General features: G+C 62.1%; 19 protein-coding genes and 2 pseudogenes. 3 read left to right on the plus strand and 18 right to left on the minus strand.

The window, feature by feature from the left end; all coding sequences use genetic code 11:
* Positions 1-6: 6 nt before the first annotated feature.
* The 4 genes from KVG91_RS26180 to KVG91_RS26195 all read right to left on the minus strand — a co-directional run bounded on the left by KVG91_RS26180 (position 7) and on the right by KVG91_RS26195 (position 3,716).
* Entirely contained in the window at positions 7-1,326 is a 1,320-nt protein-coding gene (locus tag KVG91_RS26180) for an Nramp family divalent metal transporter (RefSeq protein WP_169374696.1), read from the minus strand.
* 41 nt (positions 1,327-1,367) lie between these two features.
* On the minus strand, positions 1,368-2,921 hold the full coding sequence (locus KVG91_RS26185; protein ID WP_169374697.1) for a DUF726 domain-containing protein: 1,554 nt from the start codon (positions 2,919-2,921) through the stop codon (positions 1,368-1,370).
* A 131-nt stretch (positions 2,922-3,052) separates the two neighbouring features.
* Positions 3,053-3,358, minus strand: coding sequence for an XRE family transcriptional regulator (locus KVG91_RS26190; protein WP_169374698.1), 306 nt, complete (start codon positions 3,356-3,358; stop codon positions 3,053-3,055).
* The gene (locus KVG91_RS26195) at positions 3,351-3,716 is read right to left on the minus strand and encodes a type II toxin-antitoxin system RelE/ParE family toxin (RefSeq protein WP_169374699.1); all 366 of its coding nucleotides are present in this window, start codon (positions 3,714-3,716) and stop codon (positions 3,351-3,353) included. Before KVG91_RS26195 ends, KVG91_RS26190 begins: the two co-directional genes overlap by 8 nt.
* Positions 3,717-3,964: 248 nt before the next feature.
* Here KVG91_RS26195 and KVG91_RS26200 point away from each other — a divergent pair, with 248 nt between their 5' ends.
* Both KVG91_RS26200 and KVG91_RS26205 read left to right on the plus strand, forming a co-directional pair.
* On the plus strand, positions 3,965-5,773 hold the full coding sequence (locus tag KVG91_RS26200; protein WP_169374700.1) for a monovalent cation:proton antiporter-2 (CPA2) family protein: 1,809 nt from the start codon (positions 3,965-3,967) through the stop codon (positions 5,771-5,773).
* Between the two features lie 72 nt (positions 5,774-5,845).
* The gene (locus KVG91_RS26205; protein WP_169374701.1) at positions 5,846-6,400 is read left to right on the plus strand and encodes a DcrB/PsbP domain-containing protein; all 555 of its coding nucleotides are present in this window, start codon (positions 5,846-5,848) and stop codon (positions 6,398-6,400) included.
* Between the two features lie 334 nt (positions 6,401-6,734).
* On the opposite strand, the gene KVG91_RS26210 is transcribed toward KVG91_RS26205, so the two are convergent.
* The 4 genes and pseudogenes from KVG91_RS26210 to KVG91_RS26225 form a co-directional block, all read right to left on the minus strand.
* Positions 6,735-7,454, minus strand: coding sequence for an alpha/beta hydrolase (locus tag KVG91_RS26210; protein ID WP_169377450.1), 720 nt, complete (start codon positions 7,452-7,454; stop codon positions 6,735-6,737).
* Positions 7,455-7,465: 11 nt separating this feature from the next.
* On the minus strand, positions 7,466-8,221 hold the full coding sequence (cobF, locus tag KVG91_RS26215) for a precorrin-6A synthase (deacetylating) (RefSeq protein ID WP_169377449.1): 756 nt from the start codon (positions 8,219-8,221) through the stop codon (positions 7,466-7,468).
* A 9-nt stretch (positions 8,222-8,230) separates the two neighbouring features.
* Positions 8,231-8,821, minus strand: a complete 591-nt coding sequence (locus KVG91_RS26220; RefSeq protein WP_169377453.1) for a histidine phosphatase family protein — start codon at positions 8,819-8,821, stop codon at positions 8,231-8,233.
* A gap of 46 nt (positions 8,822-8,867) precedes the next feature.
* Positions 8,868-9,236, minus strand: a pseudogene (locus tag KVG91_RS26225) (DUF4865 family protein); the annotation flags it as partial.
* Between KVG91_RS26225 and KVG91_RS26230 the strand changes: the two are divergent.
* Positions 9,234-9,389, plus strand: a pseudogene (locus KVG91_RS26230) (LysR family transcriptional regulator); the annotation flags it as partial. The pseudogenes KVG91_RS26225 and KVG91_RS26230 sit on opposite strands and share 3 nt — an antisense overlap.
* Before the next feature lie 72 nt (positions 9,390-9,461).
* On the opposite strand, the gene KVG91_RS26235 reads toward KVG91_RS26230, so the two are convergent.
* From KVG91_RS26235 to KVG91_RS26280, 10 genes are read right to left on the minus strand one after another with little or no spacing between them, the layout of a single operon-like run.
* Positions 9,462-10,439 (minus strand): LysR family transcriptional regulator, encoded by a 978-nt coding sequence (locus KVG91_RS26235; RefSeq protein ID WP_169377448.1) that lies wholly within the window; start codon positions 10,437-10,439, stop codon positions 9,462-9,464.
* 51 nt (positions 10,440-10,490) lie between these two features.
* Positions 10,491-11,432, minus strand: coding sequence for a peptidylprolyl isomerase (locus KVG91_RS26240; protein ID WP_169377447.1), 942 nt, complete (start codon positions 11,430-11,432; stop codon positions 10,491-10,493).
* The gene (locus KVG91_RS26245) at positions 11,429-11,890 is read right to left on the minus strand and encodes a YbjN domain-containing protein (protein ID WP_169377446.1); all 462 of its coding nucleotides are present in this window, start codon (positions 11,888-11,890) and stop codon (positions 11,429-11,431) included. The genes KVG91_RS26240 and KVG91_RS26245 overlap by 4 nt, the downstream gene beginning before the upstream one ends.
* Positions 11,891-11,911: 21 nt before the next feature.
* A complete protein-coding gene (locus KVG91_RS26250) occupies positions 11,912-12,538 on the minus strand; it encodes a DNA repair protein (RefSeq protein WP_169377445.1) in 627 nt (208 codons plus the stop codon).
* A gap of 18 nt (positions 12,539-12,556) precedes the next feature.
* Positions 12,557-14,257, minus strand: a complete 1,701-nt coding sequence (locus tag KVG91_RS26255) for a putative porin (protein ID WP_169377444.1) — start codon at positions 14,255-14,257, stop codon at positions 12,557-12,559.
* Between the two features lie 43 nt (positions 14,258-14,300).
* Positions 14,301-15,005 (minus strand): energy transducer TonB family protein, encoded by a 705-nt coding sequence (locus KVG91_RS26260; protein WP_169377443.1) that lies wholly within the window; start codon positions 15,003-15,005, stop codon positions 14,301-14,303.
* 3 nt (positions 15,006-15,008) lie between these two features.
* Positions 15,009-15,434, minus strand: a complete 426-nt coding sequence (locus tag KVG91_RS26265; RefSeq protein WP_076955068.1) for an ExbD/TolR family protein — start codon at positions 15,432-15,434, stop codon at positions 15,009-15,011.
* An 11-nt stretch (positions 15,435-15,445) separates the two neighbouring features.
* Positions 15,446-17,245: a DUF2341 domain-containing protein gene (locus KVG91_RS26270; protein WP_169377442.1), complete on the minus strand. Its 1,800-nt coding sequence runs from the start codon at positions 17,243-17,245 to the stop codon at positions 15,446-15,448.
* Between the two features lie 24 nt (positions 17,246-17,269).
* Positions 17,270-18,853, minus strand: a complete 1,584-nt coding sequence (locus KVG91_RS26275; protein WP_169377441.1) for a ShlB/FhaC/HecB family hemolysin secretion/activation protein — start codon at positions 18,851-18,853, stop codon at positions 17,270-17,272.
* Between the two features lie 59 nt (positions 18,854-18,912).
* Positions 18,913-19,506, minus strand: coding sequence for a transposase (locus tag KVG91_RS26280; RefSeq protein ID WP_169377440.1), 594 nt, complete (start codon positions 19,504-19,506; stop codon positions 18,913-18,915).
* Positions 19,507-19,526 lie beyond the last annotated feature (20 nt).

The raw sequence follows: 19,526 nt of genomic DNA on the forward strand, positions 1-19,526 counted from the left end.
TCAATTTCAAAACACCCACTGCCCAATCAACCACGCATTCGCCCCACTGATCACCGCAAACAGAAACCACGCCAGCAACCGCGTCGGCAGCCGGTTCACGAACGGCCCCATCAGCTGTTTATCGCCGGTCATGCGAATCAACGGGTACAACGCGAACGGCAGCTGCAGGCTGAGCACCACCTGGCTGAGGACCAGCAGTTTGCCGATGGCATCGTCGCCCATCAGCCACACGCCGAGAAACGCCGGAATCAGCGCCAGCCCTCGGGTGATCAGGCGCCGTTGCCAGCAAGGAATCCGCAGGTTGAGGTAGCCCTCCATGATCACCTGCCCGGCGATGGTACCGGTGAAGGTGGAGCTTTGGCCGGAGGCCAGCAGGGCCACGCCAAAGAGAATACTGGCAAACGCGCCGCCTACCAGCGGGTCGAGCAGATGGTAGGCATCCTGGATCTCGACCACGTCGGTGTGGCCCGTCTTATGGAAGGCGGCTGCGGCCAGCACCAGGATGGCAGCGTTGACCAGCAAGGCCAGCGCCAGCGAGCCGATGGTGTCGATACGGGCCAGCTTGACTGCGTCCTGTTTGCTGGCAAGGTCCTTGCCGATCAACCGGGTCTGCACGATGGAGCTGTGCAGGTACAGGTTATGGGGCATTACCGTGGCACCGAGAATACCGATAGCCAGGTACAACGGCGCGGCATCGCTGATGGCCGACAATGACGGCGTGAACCCGCTGAACACGTCCGGCCAATAGGGTTTGATCAGGACCAGTTCTATAAAGAAACACACGCCGATGGTCGCCACCAGCGCCAGCATGATCGCTTCCAGGCGGCGGAAACCGCGGTTCTGAAGGGCCAGGATCAGCAACGTGTCGAAGGCGGTGATAACAATACCGGTGGTCAGCGAAACGCCAAGCAGCAGGTGAAATGCCAGGGCGCAGCCCAGCACTTCGGCAAGGTCGGTGGCGATGATGGAGATTTCCGCCAGCGCCCACTGGGTGCGGGCGGAACGCTTGCTGTAGCGTTCGCGGCACAGTTGCGCCAGGTCCTTGCCGGTGGCGATGCCCAACCGCGAGCACAGGCACTGCACCGCCATCCCTGCCAGGCTGGCCAGCAACACCACAAACAATAGGCTGTAACCGTAACGCGAGCCGGCCTCGATGGCCGTGGCCCAGTTACCAGGGTCCATGTAGCCGATGGAAATCAGCAGGCCCGGGCCTGCGAACATGAGCACGCGCTTGAAGAACGAGGCCTTGGGATCAACGGCGACGGAGCCCGCCACTTCCGGCGGGCAAAACGGGGCGGTAGCGATTTTTGGCAGGCTGAATTTCACGCGGCATTCCAGGCAAACACACTCGATGGAGGCGCAGCTTATCAGTCCGACGCAACGGTGCGCATCACCGTCTCCCGCGGCAGGTCGAACGCTTCGACCACTTGCACCACCAGGTCCAGCTCCTGATTCAGCGCTTCACGCTCCATGCGCTGGCGGATCACCCCGATCACCAGTACCGCCAGAGTAGTGATCGAATACGCAGGCCCGGAAAACGCGCGTACGCCGCTCACCAGCAGCATCGCCGCCGCCACCGCTTGCCCCACCACCGGAATCGCCGACGCCGCGCCACGGCGCAGGATAAACCCGGTCAGCCCGGCCAATGCCGTACCACTCAACGCCGTGGTGGCCGATCGGCCGACATCGAAACGGCTGAATAACCCCTGTTCCTTTTGCGCGGCGGCCTTGAGTTGCGCGTCGAACACCTGCCGGTCAGCGTGACTGAGCTTGTCCTTGTACTGCTCGATGAGTTTTTCCGCGACCTGAGCTTCCAGGTCTGCCAATTCAACGGTATCGAGCGGCACGTCGAACTTGATGCCCAAGCGCCGCACCACATCTTCGGCGATCTGGCGATAGCTCACGCCATGGCCACGGGCCAGGTTCATAAAGGTATCGCCGCCCATGCGTTGCAACTCGATGGCCAGCTTGAGCGGCTCACGCACCGTCGCATCGACGGATGCACTGCGCTTCTGCGCCATCAGTTCGGCGAGGAACTTCAACTCTTCCGGCCGCGCCTGCACCAGCGTCGGGAAAAGCTCTGCGTCTTCTTCGGCAAAACGTACCTCGGTGCTGCGCTGGTCCGAGCGGATCATGCCGCGCCGCTCGTGCAACAGGTCGGTGTACTGCACCACCGTCTGCAACTGCGGCCAATAGGCGGCGTGGTCGAAGCTTGCCAGGTGCACGTTGGTGACCTTGGCCTTGAGCGCCGGCGTCACCGGTATCGCGTAACGGCCAATGCAGCGCTCGGTATCCGGCTTCATGGCCAGGGCCCAGTCCTTGCTGGAATGGCAGTTGATCACGCGCCCCTTGAGTGGCGCCGACACGTCATCCCACGGGCTTGACGTGCAAATCGCACCGCCCATCAACAGCAAGTTGTCCAACGGCAGTTCGCGGGCGGTTTCAGGGCTGGCCAGCAGGCTCTTGACCAGAATGCGCGCGCCCAGGGAATGGCCGATCAGGTTGATACGCCGCACCTCAAGGGACTCACCGTGCAGGTAGCTGGCGAGCTCCGGCAACAGGCTCCTGGCGACTTCGTCCACCCGCGCCTCGACGCTTTTATAGTGGTCGAGAAAATACGCAATGGCCTTGCCCACCCCCACCGTCGCAGCGCCCAGGCTACCGCCGCCGAGCATCGCGCCCATCACATCCTTGAAGGGGGCAAACAGGTTTTCCAGGAAATGCCCGGCTGGCCAGAACAGCATCAGGTTGGTCGAACCTTCGATGCCAGCCAACTGCGCCTTGAAGCTACCCAGTTGCTGCCGGTTGAAGAACGCCGAATAACCGTGAACGTAGAGATTGAGCACTTCGCCCTGGGGCTCGCCACACAGTACAAACGTGGGCTTGCGGGTACGGTGCATTTCATCCCACTGCTGCTGCATGGGTCGGTGACTCCTGGTGAAGAGGGAGGGCGATAGTATCAAAGGCTGTGGTTCAACGGCGTGCCGCTGGGGAGAAGGCCTCCGTTGGTCTATCCAGTCATGTGCGGCAAGAGTGGGGATGGCACCCGCGTTCAGTAGGCAAAATTGTCGATCTTGACCTGACCATCAGGAAACGTCGCAATGATCTCCAACTCACCGCCCATCGCACGGATGTAGTTGCGCAACGTGCTGATGTACATGTCGGTGCGCCGCTCCATCTTGGAAACGGCCGCCTGGTTGATATTCAATGCCTTGGCCAGGCTCTCCTGGCTCAGCTGCTGAGCCTTGCGCAGCTCGTGCAGGGGCATTTCCTTGAGGTGTTGCTGGAACAACTGCTTTGCCTCGGCTCGAGACTCCGGCGTCATGCCGGCTTGAAGTTCAGCGAATTTTTTAGCCATGGGTACGGCCCTCTCTACGCAATGATTCCAAATGTAGGTCATACAGCTTTTCTGCTGCTGGGACTTGCTCGTCATACCATCGTCGTTGGCCGGTTTTATCACCGCCGAGCAGCAAGAGCGCGCATCGTCGCGGATCGAAAACGTACAACACTCGATAGGGTCTCCCCGCATGCTGTATGCGCAGTTCACGCATGCCGCCATGCCGGGAACCCTTGATGTCACTGCTGTGTGGAAAGCGCAAACCCGGCCCGAAAAGCCCCAGTAAATCAACGCTGGCAGACACCGAGACTTGCTCCTTTGCGTCCAATTGTTCCCACCAAGCTCCGAATTCATCCGTGTATTCAATGTCCCAATCCATGCAAATATGCCACCTAAGGAATATAAACTCAAGAGCATAAAAGTTAGTAGACGAACCGGACGAACCGCCACTTGCTCACGCAGGGGAATTGTTTGTACATCTTTCGAGACGGGCCGCAGGACCTTCAGTTCGCGACAGGAATAAGGCTTTCCCATGGCCTCACGCGCTGCAAAAACACAATTATCAAATTGTAAAAAGCGCTCTAATACGCGCCTGTCGATTTGGTTTTGAAGAGCCTGGAGTTCGCAATGCCCCATGAAGGCAACCTGTTACAAGCAGCCGTGGTGTTCCTGCTCGCCGCCGTGCTGACCGTGCCCCTGGCCAAGCGTCTGCAGCTGGGTGCGGTGCTGGGTTATCTGTTTGCCGGTGTGATCATCGGCCCGTCCGTGCTGGGCCTGATCGGCAACCCGCAAAGTGTCGCGCAATTCTCCGAGCTGGGGGTGGTGTTGCTGTTGTTCATCATCGGCCTGGAATTGTCGCCCAAGCGTCTGTGGGTGATGCGCAAGGCGGTGTTTGGCGTCGGCCTGGCCCAGGTGCTGCTGACCGGCGTGGTGATGGGCGCGGTAGCGCTGTGGCTGTTTGGCCAGGCGTGGAACAGCGCCATCGTGCTGGGACTAGGCCTGGCGCTGTCGTCGACGGCCTTTGGCCTGCAAAGCCTGGCCGAACGCAAGGAGTTGAACCAGCCACACGGTCGCCTGGCATTCGCCATCTTGCTGTTCCAGGACATCGCCGCGATTCCGCTGATCGCTCTGGTGCCGCTGTTGGCCGGAAGCAATCACCCGACCACCGAAGCCGAGGGCCTGCGGCATGTCTTGCAGGTGCTGGGCAGCATCGCCGTGGTGATCATCGGCGGTCGCTATCTGTTGCGGCCGGTGTTTCGCATCGTCGCCAAGACCGGCCTGCGTGAAGTCTCCACCGCCACCGCGTTGTTGGTGGTGATTGGGACCGCCTGGTTGATGGAGCTGGTGGGCGTGTCCATGGCCCTTGGCGCCTTCCTCGCCGGCCTGCTGCTGGCGGACTCGGAATACCGCCACGAACTGGAATCCCAGATCGAGCCGTTCAAGGGCTTGTTGTTGGGGCTGTTTTTCATCAGCGTGGGCATGGGCGCCAACCTCGGTTTGCTGCTCAGCTCGCCGCTGGTGGTGATCGGGCTGACGCTGCTGCTGATCGGTTTGAAACTGCCCCTGCTCTACGCCGTGGGCCGCCTGGTGGGCGACCTCAACCGGGAAAGCGCCCTGCGCTTGGGCGTTGTACTGGCGGCCGGCGGCGAATTTGCCTTCGTGGTGTTCAAGATCGGTCGCGACCAGGGCCTGTTCGAACCCCACCTGTACGACATTCTGGTGCTGACCATCACCCTCTCCATGGCCGTGACCCCGCTGCTGTTGCTGGTGTGCCCAAAGCTGTTCAAGCCCAAGGTCAAGCCGGTGGAAGTACCCGAGGAATACCGCACCATCGAAAGCGATGCGCCGCGCGTGGTCATCGCCGGCATGGGCCGCATGGGCCAGATCGTCGCGCGCATCCTGCGCGCGCAGAACATTTCATTCATCGCCCTGGACACCTCGGTGGAAACCATCGAGCTGACCCGCAGCTTCGGCGGCATGCCGGTGTTCTACGGCGACCCGCAACGCCCGGAGATCCTGCACGCGGCCAAGGTCGACCAGGCGGAGTTCTTCGTGATCGCCATGGATGACCCGGAGATCAACATCAAGACCGCCGAGTTGGTGCGCAACCTCTACCCGCACATGAAGATCATCGCCCGCGCACGTAACCGCCAGCACGTGCATCGCCTGGTGGACCTGGATGCTTCGCCGATTCGCGAGACGTTCTACTCCAGCCTGGAAATGAGCCGCCGCACCCTGGTCGGCCTCGGCTTGAGCCAAGCCCAGGCCGACGCACGCATCACCCGCTTCAAGAACCACGACTTGCAAGTGCTGGCCGCGCAACACGCGGTGTACGACGACGCCGCCAAGGTCATGCAAACCGCCCAGGAAGCGCGGACGGAACTGGCGCGGCTGTTCGAGATGGATCGACTTGAGGAAGAGTCCGACAAGGTGTGAAGTTGGGGATGAACGATTTTGCGAAAATTCTGACAGAATACGGCGCAATTTCGTTTATCCCTGGAGCGCTTCATGGCCACTTTCACCAAGACCGCCGCCCTGCTGGCCCTCGCGCTGACCGCCGGCAGCGTTTTCGCCGCTTCCAAGCCGGCCACGCAAACCATCTCCACCTTGGGCGGCAAGTTCACCTTCACTCTGCCCAAGGCCTATGTTGCCGACACCCTGCCGGCCGGCAAAACCGAAGACGGAACGGCGGACACCCAAGGTACGATGTACGCCAACCAGACCACGAAAAGCGTAGTGATCGTCGCCGAGACCGTGCGCAACGACGGGGTGAACATCAAGGAAAACGACGCGCAGTTCCTTGACGGTGCCGTGGCCGGTTTCATCAAGGACCAGAGCGCTGCCCTGCCTGACTTCAAGAAACAGAGCGAGAAAAAGCTGACGTTCAAGGGCCTGGGCCTGCGCCAGGTGGACAGCACCGCGACCCAGGGCGGCGGCAAGACCTTGAACTCCACGTTCCTGGGTGGCTCGGGTAATCACCTGTTGGTGATTCAGGCCATTTCGCGGGCTGATGATGCGAAAGGGCATGCCGCGTTGGTAAAGCAGATTACCGGCGGCAAGTAACCCGATTCTGCATACGACATAGATCCATGTGGGAGCTGGCTTGCCTGCGATAGCCATACGTATCTACACAACTCTCAACGACTGAAAAATATCCCTGTAGTGAGCGGGCTTGCCCCGCGCTGGGTGGCGAAGCCGCCCCATTAAGAACACTGCAGTGTTTCAGATAGAACACAGTTGCCTGGTTTGGGGCGGCTTCGCCACCCAGCGCGGGACAAGCCCGCTCACTACAAAAATGTGTAGATACCTATGCTGCGATAGCGGTGGAACAGGTGATAAATCATTCACGGATCACCGCTATCGCAGGCAAGCCAGCTCCCATATTTTTTGACCGTGTTTATTTCAGGCTTTTCTCCAGCCAGGCCTTCAAGTCCTGCACCTCTGCCTCGCTGACGGTGTGGTTCATCCCCGCATACCCATGAAACTCCGGCTTCAACCCCAACCCCGTCAGCACCTCATTCGCCTGGGTCGCCGACGCGTACGGCAGCACCTGGTCCAACGTGCCATGGCCAATAAAGATCGCCAACTTGTCCAGTGCCTCATCCCGCTTCAACTGCGCCTTGAGCACCGGTAACACGCTGCCACTCAACGCCGCGATCCCACGCACCAACTGCGGGTCACGCAACGCCACTTCGTACGACATGATCGCGCCCTGGCTGAAACCCACCAGGAACACCCGGTCGCTGCGAGTGTGGTACTTGGCGGTGGCTTTGCCGACAAAATCCTTGATCAGCCGGGCACTGCTCTGCAGGTCGGCCGTCACGCCGTCGTACTCGCCGTCGCCGGGGGTCTTGGTAAACCAGCGGAATCCATTCGCGTCCACCGGCATGGGCGCCCGCACCGACAAGTAGGTCCAGGTAGCGGGCAATGCGTCCTTGATACCGAACAGGTCTTGCTCGTTGCTGCCGAAACCGTGCAGGAAAATCACCAGCGGCTGGTTACGTGCGTTGCCCTGGGTCTGTTCCAGGTAAGACAACGGCAAATCGGTGTGCAGCGTATCGTCGGCATGGGCGGTGCCGACCAGCAGGGTCAGCGCCAGGGCGAACAGTTTGAGCATGGGAGGTTACCTCATGGTTTGCGTAACAGATAAGTGTCCATGATCCAGCCATTTTCCAGGCGCGCGGCCTTGCGCACCCGTTCGATTTCTTGCGCTACCTCGCTGACTTTGCCGCTGATGAGGATCTCGTCCGGCGTGCCCAGGTAGGCCCCCCAATAAATCTCCAGGTCTTGATCGGCCACGGTGCGGTAGGCGTCGTCGGCGTCGAGCATGACCACCAGGGTATCGGCATCACTCGCCTGCCCCGCCGCCAGGCGCCGCCCGGTGGTGATCTCGACGGACTTGCCAATGCGGTTCAACGCCACTTTGTGCTGCGCGGCCAGGGCCTGGACGCTGGTAATACCGGGGATCACTTCGAACTCGAAGGTGCAACGGCCACTGGCCAGGATCGCCTGCAGGATGCGAAGGGTGCTGTCGTACAGCGCAGGGTCGCCCCAGGCGAGGAAAGCGCCCACTTCACCGTCAGCCATTTCCTCGTTGATCATGCGCTCGAAAGTCTGCTGCTTGTCGCGGTTGAGGTCCTGCACGGCCGTGGTGTAGTCGATATCGCCACGCGCGCGCTCGGGGCACGCGGCCTCGACGAAGCGGTAGCCGGGCTCGGTGATGTAGGTCTGGCAGATCTCGCGGCGCAGGTCGATCAACTTGTCTTTGCTCTGGCCCTTGTCCATCAGGAAAAACACGTCGGTGCGGTTCAGCGCCTTCACGGCCTGCATCGTGATGTAGTCAGGGTTGCCGGCGCCGATGCCGATGATCAGGATGCGTTTCATGGGTTGCTCTCAGTGCGGGGTTTGGATTTTGCCATGTTCAGGTGTCTGGGCGTGAGCTTCCAGGCGCAGGCGCCATACCTCGTTGAAGCGCAGCTCGGTCGCGGACAAAGGCTCGACGTCGATCCGGTAGAACATCGCCAGCCCCAGCTGCATGACGTGCAACATCGCGGCGCGGATGACGAAGGGATGGGTGATGGCCACCACATGGCCAGGCTGGGTCTCCAAGGATTTCAGCCACTGCGCCACGCGCGCGAACAGCGCATCCATAGACTCACCGCCATGGGCCCTGAAGGTGCTGTCCGTCAGCCAGGCGTTCAACTCGTCGTGATTGAGCTGGTTGATGAACTGACCTTTCCACACGCCGAAATCAGCATCGCGCAGAGCGTCGTCGCTCACGGCTTCAGCTGCGAACAAGCCCGCTGTCTGCCGGGTCCTCGCCTCCGGCCCGCACAACAGGCGCGCGGTGTTCTTGTAGCGGTCGGCCAAGGACAATGCCGCGCCTTGCCAATCCATCGCCACCGCCTCGTCCTGGGGAAAACGCCCCTGTTTTTGCAAGGGCGTCATGGCATGGCAAATCAGTGTCAAACGAGTAGCCTGCATCACGAAATGTTTCAACGACTAGGACGGGCTACCAAGACTGGCGCAGTTATCGCCGGGGCGCAACGCCTTGTGCCAGATAGAGCACCTGGAAACCCGTTCCCGAATGCTCGACGTCCAGTGCCTTGGCCGACAAGGTAAACCGCACCAGTCGCCACGCCTGCACATCCAGCGCCAGCAGCACCGCGAATGTGTCGCTGCAATCCGCCACCTGTTGATTGCGGCGCTTCTCCTTGGCCAAGACCTCGGCCCGATCCGCGTCAGGCTCCAGCGCCCATTCTTCCCGGTACAAACTCAACGCGCCCTGCGCCGGGCCACGGTGTAGATCCAGCGGCAACCAGCTCTCGATATGCGGGCGGCCAAAGCTGTCGAGCACTTTCTGAAACCGCTGCCCCAGCAGAAAGTCGGCGGCCTCGTGGCCCCGGCTGGAGCGGTGGACGTGAGCGAGCAATACGCTTTACCGCCGTTGCCCGTCAGCGAAGTGGTGCTCCACAGCCGCATCAGCGATGGCCGTTCCAAGGAGACGTTGCGCGCACTGAGTGCAACCTTCCGAGGCGTGTTGCAACGCTAGGATGAACCCTCCACGGACCTTTTTATGGGCGAAAAAGCTGCCGCGGCTTGGCCGGGTTCGACGACAAAGTCGTCAATCAAACCACTCCCGCCGCCCCTCGAACGTACCGACGATCAACTCCACAATCATCCGCACCGCCTCGGCATCGCGCACTTGCACATTCACCGCCATCCACACCTGGCGTTGCATGCTTTCGGCCAATAGCCCCGGCAGCGCCACCAGGCCACGGTCGAAACTGCTCATATAGTGCGGCAGCAAGCCGATACAGGCACCGCAGCGGATCATCTCGAGCATCAGCGAATACGCATGCACCTGCACGACTGCCGCCAAACGCTGCTGCACCACGTGGTTCCACGCCTGCAACGCGCCCACCTGCGCATCAGGCTGCCATTGCACCAGCATGTAGTCGTCGAGGTCTTCCACACTGTCCGGCCGTGTCGTCAGCCGTGAATACCGCTTGGCGATATGCGGCAAATACTGCAAACGCGCCAGGGCCCGCGGCGGCTGGGTGGCAAAGCTCGGGCCAGGCACGGGGCCATCGGCATCCGACAGCCACAGCACTACATCCACATCCACCGCTTGCAGCGACAACGGGCTGTCGATGGAGACGATCTCCAGCCGCACGCTGGCATTTCTGCGCAACAAAGCGATCAGGTCGCGCCCAAGGATGTCATGCAGGATCGGCTCAGCCACCGCCAGCCGAATCAACGGCTGCTCCGTCACCGGCAAGCGCCGTTCATGGGCCAGGGCAATCAGTTGCGCCTGCAACTGCTGGCCATCGCGACTGAGCACCAAGCCATTGCCCTGATAGCTGAACAGTGAATGGCGCACCTGCTGTTCCAACTGCGCCAGGCGCTTGCGCAACAGCGTGGCCTTGATATTCAAACTGCGCGCCGCCTGCATGAAACAGCCGCAGCGCGCGCTGACCAGGAAGTAGCGCGCCACCTGCGGGTCGATCTCATCGGCCTGGGCCAGCCAGGTGCCGCGCGCCTCGCCCGGCGTGCGATAAACGGACGGCCCCCGAGGGGCGGACGGTTCCAGCAATACCATGGGAGACTCCCTGTCTTGTCAATCGGTGCATCCAGTGCGGGTTGACGCGGGTTACTCCAGCACCTTGTTCAACTCGGCGCCGTCGATGCTCAGGGTGGCCGTGTTGAGCATGCCTTCCAGATAGGCCTTGGCGATCTGCTCCTGGCGCTGGGTACGCAAGGCTTGTGTCAGGCGTTCACGCAGTTCGTCGAGGGTCGCGGTGCGCGCCGGCTGTTGCCCGGTGAGCTTGAGCACATGAAACCCCGCTGCGCTTTGCACCACGTCCGACACCGCACCGACCTTCAGACGCGACACCGCATTGCGTACTTCCGGCACCAGCTGTTGCAGGGGTTGCATGCCCGAGTCGCCGCCGCGCGCGGCGGAGTCGGTGTCCTGGGAAAACTGCGTAGCCAGCCCGGCAAAATCGGCTGGCGCCGCCTGGGCACGTCGGCTCAACTCCTGGGCCTGGCGACGCACAGCGTCGACCGATTGCGGGTCATTCACCGCGAGGAAAATCTGGCTCACCCGGTACAACGGCGGCGTTACCCATTGTGCCTTGCCGCTGTCGTAAGCCTGCTGCAACTCGGCCGCGCTGGGATAGTCGGCCGGCACTTGGCTGACCGACAGCATGTAGTCGCGGAACACGATCTGCTCCGTGGCGGCGCGGGTCTGCTGCTCTACTTCGGGGCGTTGGCGCCAGCCTTGGGCGTCGGCTTGTTCGAGCACGGCTTTTTGCGCCAGGCGTGAACGAATCCAGCTTTCCAACGCCCCCCGGTTACCGCGCAATTGCTCGCGGGACTCGGTTGGCAGGCTGGCGAGCACGCTTTTCAGCTCCGGCAGGTCAATCTGCTGATTGCCCAGGCGTGCCACCGCCGGGCCGGCCGCTGCGGCGCTGAGTACCGGCGCCGGTTGCTGCGCCGCCACCGGGTCGCTGCCCGGTCGCAGGCTCAAGCCCACCGCCACCACCAGCAAGGCCAGCGCGCCCGCGCCGACCATCAGGGTTGGTTTCTTCACAGTACGGGCGCCTCTTCGTCAATCGATGCAGCCTGCAACTGCGCCGCCTGCTGGCTGTACTCACGCAGGTAGACGATAAACTCCTGCAACAGGCGGTCCCACAATTCCAGCTGGCTACGCAGGTGCGTGGCGCCGACGCCGGCCACCACCACGTCCATTTCCATCAGCAAGAATTCGCCCTGCACCGACAACCGCGCAAAGCGTCGCGAGGCGTTCCACACCTGGGCCAACCCTTCAGGCAACTCGCCCTGGATGCGCAACGCGCAGCTGTAGGTGAAGTCCACATAGTTGCCCTGCTCCGCCGCCGGGTTACCGAAACGCACGGCGAAGCCGATGCCCTGGCTGGCGCTGAGCAATTGCACGATGCCATTTTGTGCGGTCTGGTTAACCCGGTAACCGGCTTCCTGCAGCAATTCGGTGAGGCTCTGGGGGGTGACGCTGGTGATCAAATCGCTCATGGTGATTCTTCCCTGTCTCTATCAATGATTGGCGGTTGCCTGGGGCGCATCGAAACGGCTCTTGTACAAATCGTCGCCAAAGCCTTGGGCCAGTTCCTCGAACTTGACCCGCGCGCTGCTGGCGAACGGCTGGCGGATACTCATCACCTCGGCCACATCGATTTTTTCGTAGGCCGCGAGCAACTGCTGGGCCACGCCGTACATCTGTTGATTCTTGACCGAACATTGCTGCACCTGTGTGTCACGTTCGCCCAAGGACGCCTGCAAGCGGGCGCGCTCGGCTTCTTTGCCCTTGGCCAGCACCAGCAGTTCCTCATAGGCCTTCTTGAACTTGCCGATCTGCTCGTTACTCGCCGCCACCTGGGCTTGCGCCTGGCTGTGCAGGTTCTGTTGCTGGCCGGCCAGTTGCTCGGCCACGCCCCGAGCCTTGTCCAGCTCGGCCGTCAGTTGCTTGATTTGCGCCTGGGCCTGCTTGGCCTGGTTTTCGGCGGCCAGGCGTGCGGCGCTGGCCTGGGCCTGTTCGCTTTGCAAAGCCTGCAATTGCTGGGTGGTGCTGCGCAGTTGCGTGCGCAGGCGCTCTTCCATGCCTTCAGCCGACGCCGCCGTGGCGACGAACACCAAGAGCAGCGCGCAGATTCGCGTATTCATGTGGCATCTCCCTGCGCATCAAAAGCGCGTGTTGAGTTCCAGTTGCATCACATCGACTTCGAACGGTGCGCCATACACTTCCGATGCACTCAACCAGCGCGCGCTGGCGTAGATGTTCTTTTCGATGCCGTAGTTGGCGCCAATGAAGTAACCCTTGGCGTTGGTGCCGCCCAGGTGAAACGAGGAATCGTTGAAGCCGTCGGGCAAGGCGTCGGGCTGGATGTACTTGTAGCCGGCCAGCACGTTCCAGTCGCCGCGTTTGCGCATTTCCATCGCGCTGCCGAGGGTGAACGAGACCATCAGCGCATTGCCGCCACTTTCAAACTGGCCGTTGCTGTTGACGTTATTGACGATCTGGCCTTCGCTGCGCTTGAGCATCTCGCCCTTGTCGTAGCCCAGGTTGTGAATGAAGTTACCCTGGGTGCGCAGCTTGAAGTCGCTGGGCAGCTCGGTGTCCCAGGCCAGGTTAAGGTCCAGAACGTTGAACTTGGACGCCAGTCCCACGTACTGCGGATCGGGTGTTCTGGCCGGGTCCGCCGGATTGACGGTGTTGTTACGCAGCAGGAACACGCTGTTGCCTTTTTGCATGAAGGCCACACGCGAGCCATCGCTGTCGCAGCCCGGTGCCCCGGCCCACGGTGAGCAAGGGCTGGAACGTTCGCCCTCGATGTCCTGAAACTGGTAATAGGCTGCGGCGAGCTTCAAGCGGTTACTTTGGTTGATCCTCCAATCGGCGCCGATTTGCCCGCCGAACAGCCATTTGGTCTCACTGTCTTGCTTGTCGATGCCGTTGCTGCTCGCGGCATCCGAGGTGTACTCGACCGGGAAGGCGCCGAGGGTGCCGAACAGGCCCCAGTCGCTGTTGAGCTTATGGTTGAAGATGGCGGCCACGCCGTCGAAATTGAGGTCGTTGGAATACATCATGTCGGTGGAATAGAACGGGTTGCCGATTCGCCCCCCGGTCAACGTCACGTCATCACTGCTTTTCCAGCTCAGATAACCCTGGTCGAGCCAGATGTCCTTCTTGCCGAAACCGCCGCCCAGGGTCTGGGTGGTGGACACCGGGCTATTGTCGGAACCGGTGCCCAGGCGAATACCGGCGGTCCAGTCCGGCGCCAGCAGCGCTTTCATGCCCAGGCGTGCGCGCAGGCGGAACAGGTTTTCGCGGTCTTCGCGGGTATTGAGCAGCGGTGGCAATTTGCTGTTGGTGTTTCGGTTGACGTCGTAAGGCCCACTGTCATTGAGCTTGGCGTAATCGAGGATTTCATTGCTGTTGTTGCCCGAGAAGTAGCGTGACTCGTCGCGCAGGCGGATATCGCCGTCAAAGGTGACGCGCGAGACCCAGTCGGGAAAGGTATTGGGCTGGGCCCAGTTTTCCTGTTTGGCGGTGGCCATGACCTCGGCCTTGACCTGATCGCGGATCTGATCGCGCACCGCTTGCGGCACATACTGCACGCGCACATCGCCGGGCGCAGCCGTGGGGCCGCTGGCGACCACCGGGGCTGCATTGGCCTGGCGCGCCTGTTGGGCTTCTTTTTCCGCCTGGGCGATCAGCCCGTTGGCGGTGTCCTGGGTAAGCACGCCTTGCTGCACCAGCAGGCGGATCAGGTTGATGGTGACGTTTTCCGATGGCGCAACCGGGGCAGCCGTCGCCTGGCCGACCAAGGTCGCGATGACGATGCCAACCGCCAGGGTCAGTCGATTCACGGGGGAAATCATGTGTACGCAACTCCTGTAAAAAATGACCAGAAAATAAGGTTGATCAATCCGGGCGTCGGCCCTTGAGGGACAGACGTACCGGCATCGTCACGGACGCCGGCACACGCTGCGTGGCATGGGGCGCACGCAAGGCCGCCAGCACCTGGGCATCGGTTTCGGCATCGCCGCTGGACTTGACCAGCTCGACACGCGTGACCTGGCCTTCGGCGCTCAGCCACAAATCCGCCTGCACCGCGTAAGCCTTCTTGCGCAACTGCGGGTCATCGCGCAGCAAGCGCTGAAACAGCCCCGCCAGGTACTGTTTGTAAGTGCCGGTGCCAAGGCCGCCGCCACCGGATCCGGCCATACCGCCACCCTTGCCGGCACCGATGTTGAAACCGTCATTGCCCGACTGAGCATCGCCATCGATCTGCATCGGGTTGGCCAGGTCGTCGGCGGGTGAAGGCGGTGCCTCCTCGGCCGGCTTGACCTCTTCCGGCTCAGGCGTGGGCACAGGTTCCGGTATTTTTTCCTCAACCTGAGGCTCGGGTTCCTTGGGTTTTTCCGGCGGCGGTGGCGGTGGCGGCGGCAACGGAATAATCGTCGGCACCTTCGGCGCTTCGCGGCGTACGCCACTCATGTCATTGGCCCACTGCCACAAGAACCAGGCCGCCACGGCGCCCAGCAGCAGGCCGGCGCCCCACTTCAACGGGCGCAACGGCGGTTTGTTTTTCGCAGGCGATGGCGTGATCGGAATTTGTGCGGTCATCACTCAGCCCTGGCTCGGTTTGCCGGTGACCAACCCGACCTGGGACAGCTCCAGCCGGCGCAACAGGTCGAGCACTTCGATGACCTTCTGGTACTGCACCATCGCATCGCCGCGCACGATCACCGGGAAATCCGGGTTCAGCGCTTTCTCGATACGCAGGCGCTCTTCCAGCTCGCCGAGGGTCACCGGGTAGGCATCAAGGAACACCTGGCCACCGTCATTCACGGAGATCGCCTTGGTCTTGGCCTCCGACAACGACACCGAAGCGCTGGCTTTGGGCAGGTGGATCTGGATGCCCGAGACCTGGGCGGTGGCGGTGAGAATAAACATCACCAGCACCACCATCAGCACGTCCACCAGGGGCGTGATGTTGATGCTGTCGACGGCGGCATCATCGTCGTCGTCATGGGAGCTGTTTACGGAAGCCATGGCGATTCTCCTCAGGCCGGAACCGGTGCGTGATGGGCAACGCGGTGCGCCGCTTCACTGTGCTGGCTCTCGCCGTGCATTTCCGCCAGGCGGGTGATGAACTCGTCGACGAACACGCGCATGTCCGCACTGACTTCCTTGTTGCGCGTGATCAGGCGGTTGTAGCCGAACAGCGCCGGGATCGCGACGAACAGGCCCATGGCCGTGGCCAGCAAGGCCGCCGCCATACCCGGCGCGATGGCGTTGATGTTGACGTCACCGGCCATCGCCGTGCCGAGGAACACCACCATGATCCCCAGCACCGTACCGAGCAGGCCGATGTAGGGGCCGCCGGCGATGGCGTTGGACAGGGTCGAGAGTTTGGAGCTGAGCGCCTGGTTTTCGCGGGTGCGCACACCGTCCATGGAGCAGCGGATGGCTTCGATGGTCGCGGCCGAGACCGATGAGGTGTCGGCGCCCTGGGCGCGGCGGGTGCGGATCTCCTTGACCGCCACCAGGTACAGGCGCCACAGCGAAGAATGGGTCAGACGCTCAGCCAGTTGCGTGTCGTCGGCGTACATCTCCAGGCGGGTGCCGATCTGCGCGAAGTGCTCGCGGAAGATCTCGTTGGCACTGCTGAGGCGGCTGACCTGGCGGTTCTTGCGCAGCATGATCACCCACGACTGGAACATCATCGCCACCAGCACCAGGATGATCACCCAGGCGTCCACCGGTACGGCGTTGAGCAGGAAGCCCAGGCTACCGAAACCTATGCCGGACTGTTCTTCGTCCACGCCATAGGCCGTAAGCTTCGACTCGGCACCCTGGGCATTGGCATCGGCCAGCAACAGTGCCGCCGGGCGCGCCACCTTGGACAGGCGCAGCTCATCGATTGCCCCGGCGAATGGCAGGTGCGTGCTGCCTGTTTCCGGCAGATCGGCGCCAATGGCCAGTTGGGAATTGAAGGCCGGCAAGGCGACGGCCAGGGTCGCGGTTTCGCGGCCATTCACATACAGCGTGACCTTGTCACCTTCGGCGGTGAATGCCAGGTGCTGCCATTGGCCGGGGTTGAGCGGTTGGGTCGACACGGCGCGCTGGCCGTCGATCTCGACGAACGGCATGCCTTGGTTCAACCCCAGCAACAGGCTGTGGGGGCCGTCGCGGCGGGCCAGCAGCACCTGCTCGCCACTGGCCTGGTCCAGGCGCAGCCAGGCGCTGAAGGTGAACGCGCCGCCGGCAACCTGTTGCAGCGATGGGCTGGCCGGCAGCATCAGCGGCTGGCCGCCGAGCTGCAAGGCGCGGCCGATCACGCCGTCGATGCTCACGCCGGTGGCGTTCAGCGCGGTGTTGGCGTAGGCCGTGGTGTCACGGGGCGGTGTGGCATTGGCGCCATCGAAGTGGTAAAGCGCGGTGTAGTTCGGGTCGAAGGTCAGTTGGCCGTTGGCGCTGGCCGCAGCCTTCTGGTTGCCGTAGTACATCCACAGGTCCTGACGCTGGCCGCCTTCGACCTTGGGCACATCGACCCAAATCAGCGCCATGCCCATCAACGGGTCGAAGCTTTCGATCTGGTGGTTGAACACGGTCTTGTCATCGGCACTCACAAAGCGCAGGTCGGCGCCGTCATCCTTGACCCCGTCAAAGCTGAAGTTGCCGGTGTGCAGGCGCACCAGCAGCGCGGTGCGGCCCAGGGCCTGGTTGATCGCGGCGCCTTGGGCGGTGGTGTCCACCGAAATCTGTTTGCGGTAGTGCCAGTCGTCCTGCCACCACGCTTGGGCAGTGGCCGGGAGCGCGATGCCCAGGCAGATCAACAGGCTCAGGAATAGGCGTTGCATGGGTGAAATCTCCGGAAGAAAAAGTCAGAAAGTCGCCTGCACACTGAAGTGCAGTCGCGAGTCCTGTTTCTGGGTGTTCGGTCCATCGAGCAGCGGGTAACCCCAATCCAGGCTGCCGGACAACCATTTGCTCAAACTGGCGCGGGTGCCCAGGCCGACACTGGCCAGGCTGTATTCGTCTTCTTGTTCGGGCAGCGGGTCGTGCAGGCGCAGGCGCGCGCCTTCGGCGAACGCATAAAAGCGCCACTCCTGCACATAACTGCCGAGAAACTTGGCCAGGGACGGCGTGCGCAGTTCCTGGGAGAGCAAGTAGCCCTCGTCGCCGGTGCGCTCGGCCGCGAGGTAACCGCGCACCGAGGTGGCGCCGCCGGCGGAATACTGTTCGTTGGACACCAGCGGTCCGGAGGCGAGCTGGAAGCCGCCTTTGGTCGCCGACTGCCAATCGTTGGTGAAGGTGTAGGTGAACGTGGCATCGCCCTTGAGCGCCGCGAAACTCGGGCTGGCGTTCCAGCGCTTGGCGGAAAACTCCTGCGCATCGCTGCCGTAGCCGAAGAACGCACGGGTGCCGACCACCAGGTTCAAGCCCAGGCCCAGCTGGGATTTTTCGCTGTAGCGGTAGCCGTTGTAGCCGAAGGTGAACGGCGCGTACTTGAGCGGCACCTGATCGCTGCTGCTGCCCAGTCTCAACTGCTCATCGAAGTCTTTGAAATCGATGCCGAAGGAAAACGAATTGGCCCAATTGCCGGCGGCGGGCAGGTTGTAGATCGTCGACACGCCGTAGGAATGGCCTTTGCCCAACACGTTGCTGCCGCCGATGGTGGCGATATTGCTGTCGGACTGGTAACCGGAGAACTGCAGGGTCCAGCGTTCATCCAGCGGCGCGCTGTAAGCGCCTGACCACACCTCGGCGTTCGAGGTGTCCTGGGGGGCGGTGAAGTAGGTCAGGGAAACGCTGTGGCCCAGTTGCCACAGGTTGTCGTAACCCAGGGTGGCGACCGAGCGCAGCTTCTCGGTGTCAGCGCTGTAATCATTGTTCAGGCCGAGGCTGGCATGCCAGGGGTTCTGGTCTTCGACCTGCAAATCCACATCCATGGTGCCCGGCCGCTGGCCTTCGCGCACCAGTGGCGTGACCTGCCGACCGGCACTGCGGTTGAGCCCGGCCAGTTGGGTTTGTACCGTGGCGAAATCCGGTACCGCGCCTTCTTTCAGCGCCGGGACTTGCTCGCGGATCTCCACCGGTGAATAGTGCTTGGCACCGACCACACGCACACGGCCGACCTTGGTTTCGCTGACTTGCAGGTAGACGATCCCGTCGTCGACCTTCTGCTCCGGCAACTCGACAAACACCGACTGGTAGCCGCGCGACTGGTAGATCTTCTGCAGCGCATCGCGGGCGCCTTCGATATCGGCCAAGGTCTTTTGCGGGCCGAGAAACGGATACACCGCCTCCTCAATGGTCGCCGCATCCAGCGCCGTGTTGCCGCGCACGAAATACTCGTTGACGTCGACCTTGCGCGCCGCCGCTTCCTCATCGGCCAGCGCCGTTTGCGTCAGGCTCCAAAGCGTCACGCAACACAGCGCCAGCGTTAATTTGAACAGATGCTCCACATCGCCCCCTGACTTTCTATTTTTGTGCGCCATCGCCGATTGCCCGGCGTGCGGCCTGCTCAATTGCTGGTGATCGAGGTGTTGCCGTGCCGGGCCAGCCAGGTGTGCAGCAAGGCGAAGTTCAACGAGAACTCCGGCATGTGCAGCAAGGCGCCACAAAACACGTCACCGATGATTTTCTGGATCAGTTGCACCGCACGCGGGTTGTGCAGCAGCGTGGCGATGTCGCGGGTCAGTGCATGGCTGCTCCAGACCTTCTGGTTCAGGTCCAGGCCGACAAACCAGCGAAACAGCAGGTTGTAATTCAGCTGTTCGTGCAGTTGCTGCTCGCTGGGCACCGAATACAGCAGTTGCAGCAAGAGGATCTGCAGCACGGTGTGCGGAGCGATCGACATCGGCGCTTCAGCCACCAGCCAGTCACGATGTTGTTCAAGCACCTCATCGATCTGTGGGCGCAGCAACACCAGCGAATGCCCCGCCGGAATGTAGCTGGACACTTCTTTCAGCGCGCCCTGCCAGTCGTCCTGCGAGACGATCCATACCCACGGTGCGCCGTAGCGATACACCGAAACCGGCTTCTTGCGCGCCGCTTCGACGATCTTCGACAAGCGCTGGTCGAGCTCCTGCATACCTACTTTCGAGTAACGTTCCATAGTTCCCACGTGCCCCACTC

This window comes from Pseudomonas azadiae, from assembly GCF_019145355.1.
In the GTDB taxonomy this organism is placed as follows: Bacteria; Pseudomonadota; Gammaproteobacteria; order Pseudomonadales; family Pseudomonadaceae; genus Aquipseudomonas; species Aquipseudomonas azadiae.

What these genes read in the sequence shown, in the direction of transcription:
- KVG91_RS26185 (WP_169374697.1), bottom strand. Translation starts at nt 2,921, where the DNA reads ATGCAGCAGCAGTGGGATGAAATGCACCGTACCCGCAAGCCCACGTTT.
- KVG91_RS26190 (WP_169374698.1), bottom strand. Translation starts at nt 3,358, where the DNA reads ATGGCTAAAAAATTCGCTGAACTTCAAGCCGGCATGACGCCGGAGTCT.
- KVG91_RS26195 (WP_169374699.1), bottom strand. Translation starts at nt 3,716, where the DNA reads ATGGATTGGGACATTGAATACACGGATGAATTCGGAGCTTGGTGGGAA.
- KVG91_RS26200 (WP_169374700.1), top strand. Translation starts at nt 3,965, where the DNA reads ATGCCCCATGAAGGCAACCTGTTACAAGCAGCCGTGGTGTTCCTGCTC.
- KVG91_RS26205 (WP_169374701.1), top strand. Translation starts at nt 5,846, where the DNA reads ATGGCCACTTTCACCAAGACCGCCGCCCTGCTGGCCCTCGCGCTGACC.
- KVG91_RS26210 (WP_169377450.1), bottom strand. Translation starts at nt 7,454, where the DNA reads ATGCTCAAACTGTTCGCCCTGGCGCTGACCCTGCTGGTCGGCACCGCC.
- cobF (WP_169377449.1), bottom strand. Translation starts at nt 8,221, where the DNA reads ATGAAACGCATCCTGATCATCGGCATCGGCGCCGGCAACCCTGACTAC.
- KVG91_RS26220 (WP_169377453.1), bottom strand. Translation starts at nt 8,821, where the DNA reads ATGCAGGCTACTCGTTTGACACTGATTTGCCATGCCATGACGCCCTTG.
- KVG91_RS26235 (WP_169377448.1), bottom strand. Translation starts at nt 10,439, where the DNA reads ATGGTATTGCTGGAACCGTCCGCCCCTCGGGGGCCGTCCGTTTATCGC.
- KVG91_RS26245 (WP_169377446.1), bottom strand. Translation starts at nt 11,890, where the DNA reads ATGAGCGATTTGATCACCAGCGTCACCCCCCAGAGCCTCACCGAATTG.
- KVG91_RS26250 (WP_169377445.1), bottom strand. Translation starts at nt 12,538, where the DNA reads ATGAATACGCGAATCTGCGCGCTGCTCTTGGTGTTCGTCGCCACGGCG.
- KVG91_RS26255 (WP_169377444.1), bottom strand. Translation starts at nt 14,257, where the DNA reads ATGATTTCCCCCGTGAATCGACTGACCCTGGCGGTTGGCATCGTCATC.
- KVG91_RS26260 (WP_169377443.1), bottom strand. Translation starts at nt 15,005, where the DNA reads ATGACCGCACAAATTCCGATCACGCCATCGCCTGCGAAAAACAAACCG.
- KVG91_RS26265 (WP_076955068.1), bottom strand. Translation starts at nt 15,434, where the DNA reads ATGGCTTCCGTAAACAGCTCCCATGACGACGACGATGATGCCGCCGTC.
- KVG91_RS26270 (WP_169377442.1), bottom strand. Translation starts at nt 17,245, where the DNA reads ATGCAACGCCTATTCCTGAGCCTGTTGATCTGCCTGGGCATCGCGCTC.
- KVG91_RS26280 (WP_169377440.1), bottom strand. Translation starts at nt 19,506, where the DNA reads ATGGAACGTTACTCGAAAGTAGGTATGCAGGAGCTCGACCAGCGCTTG.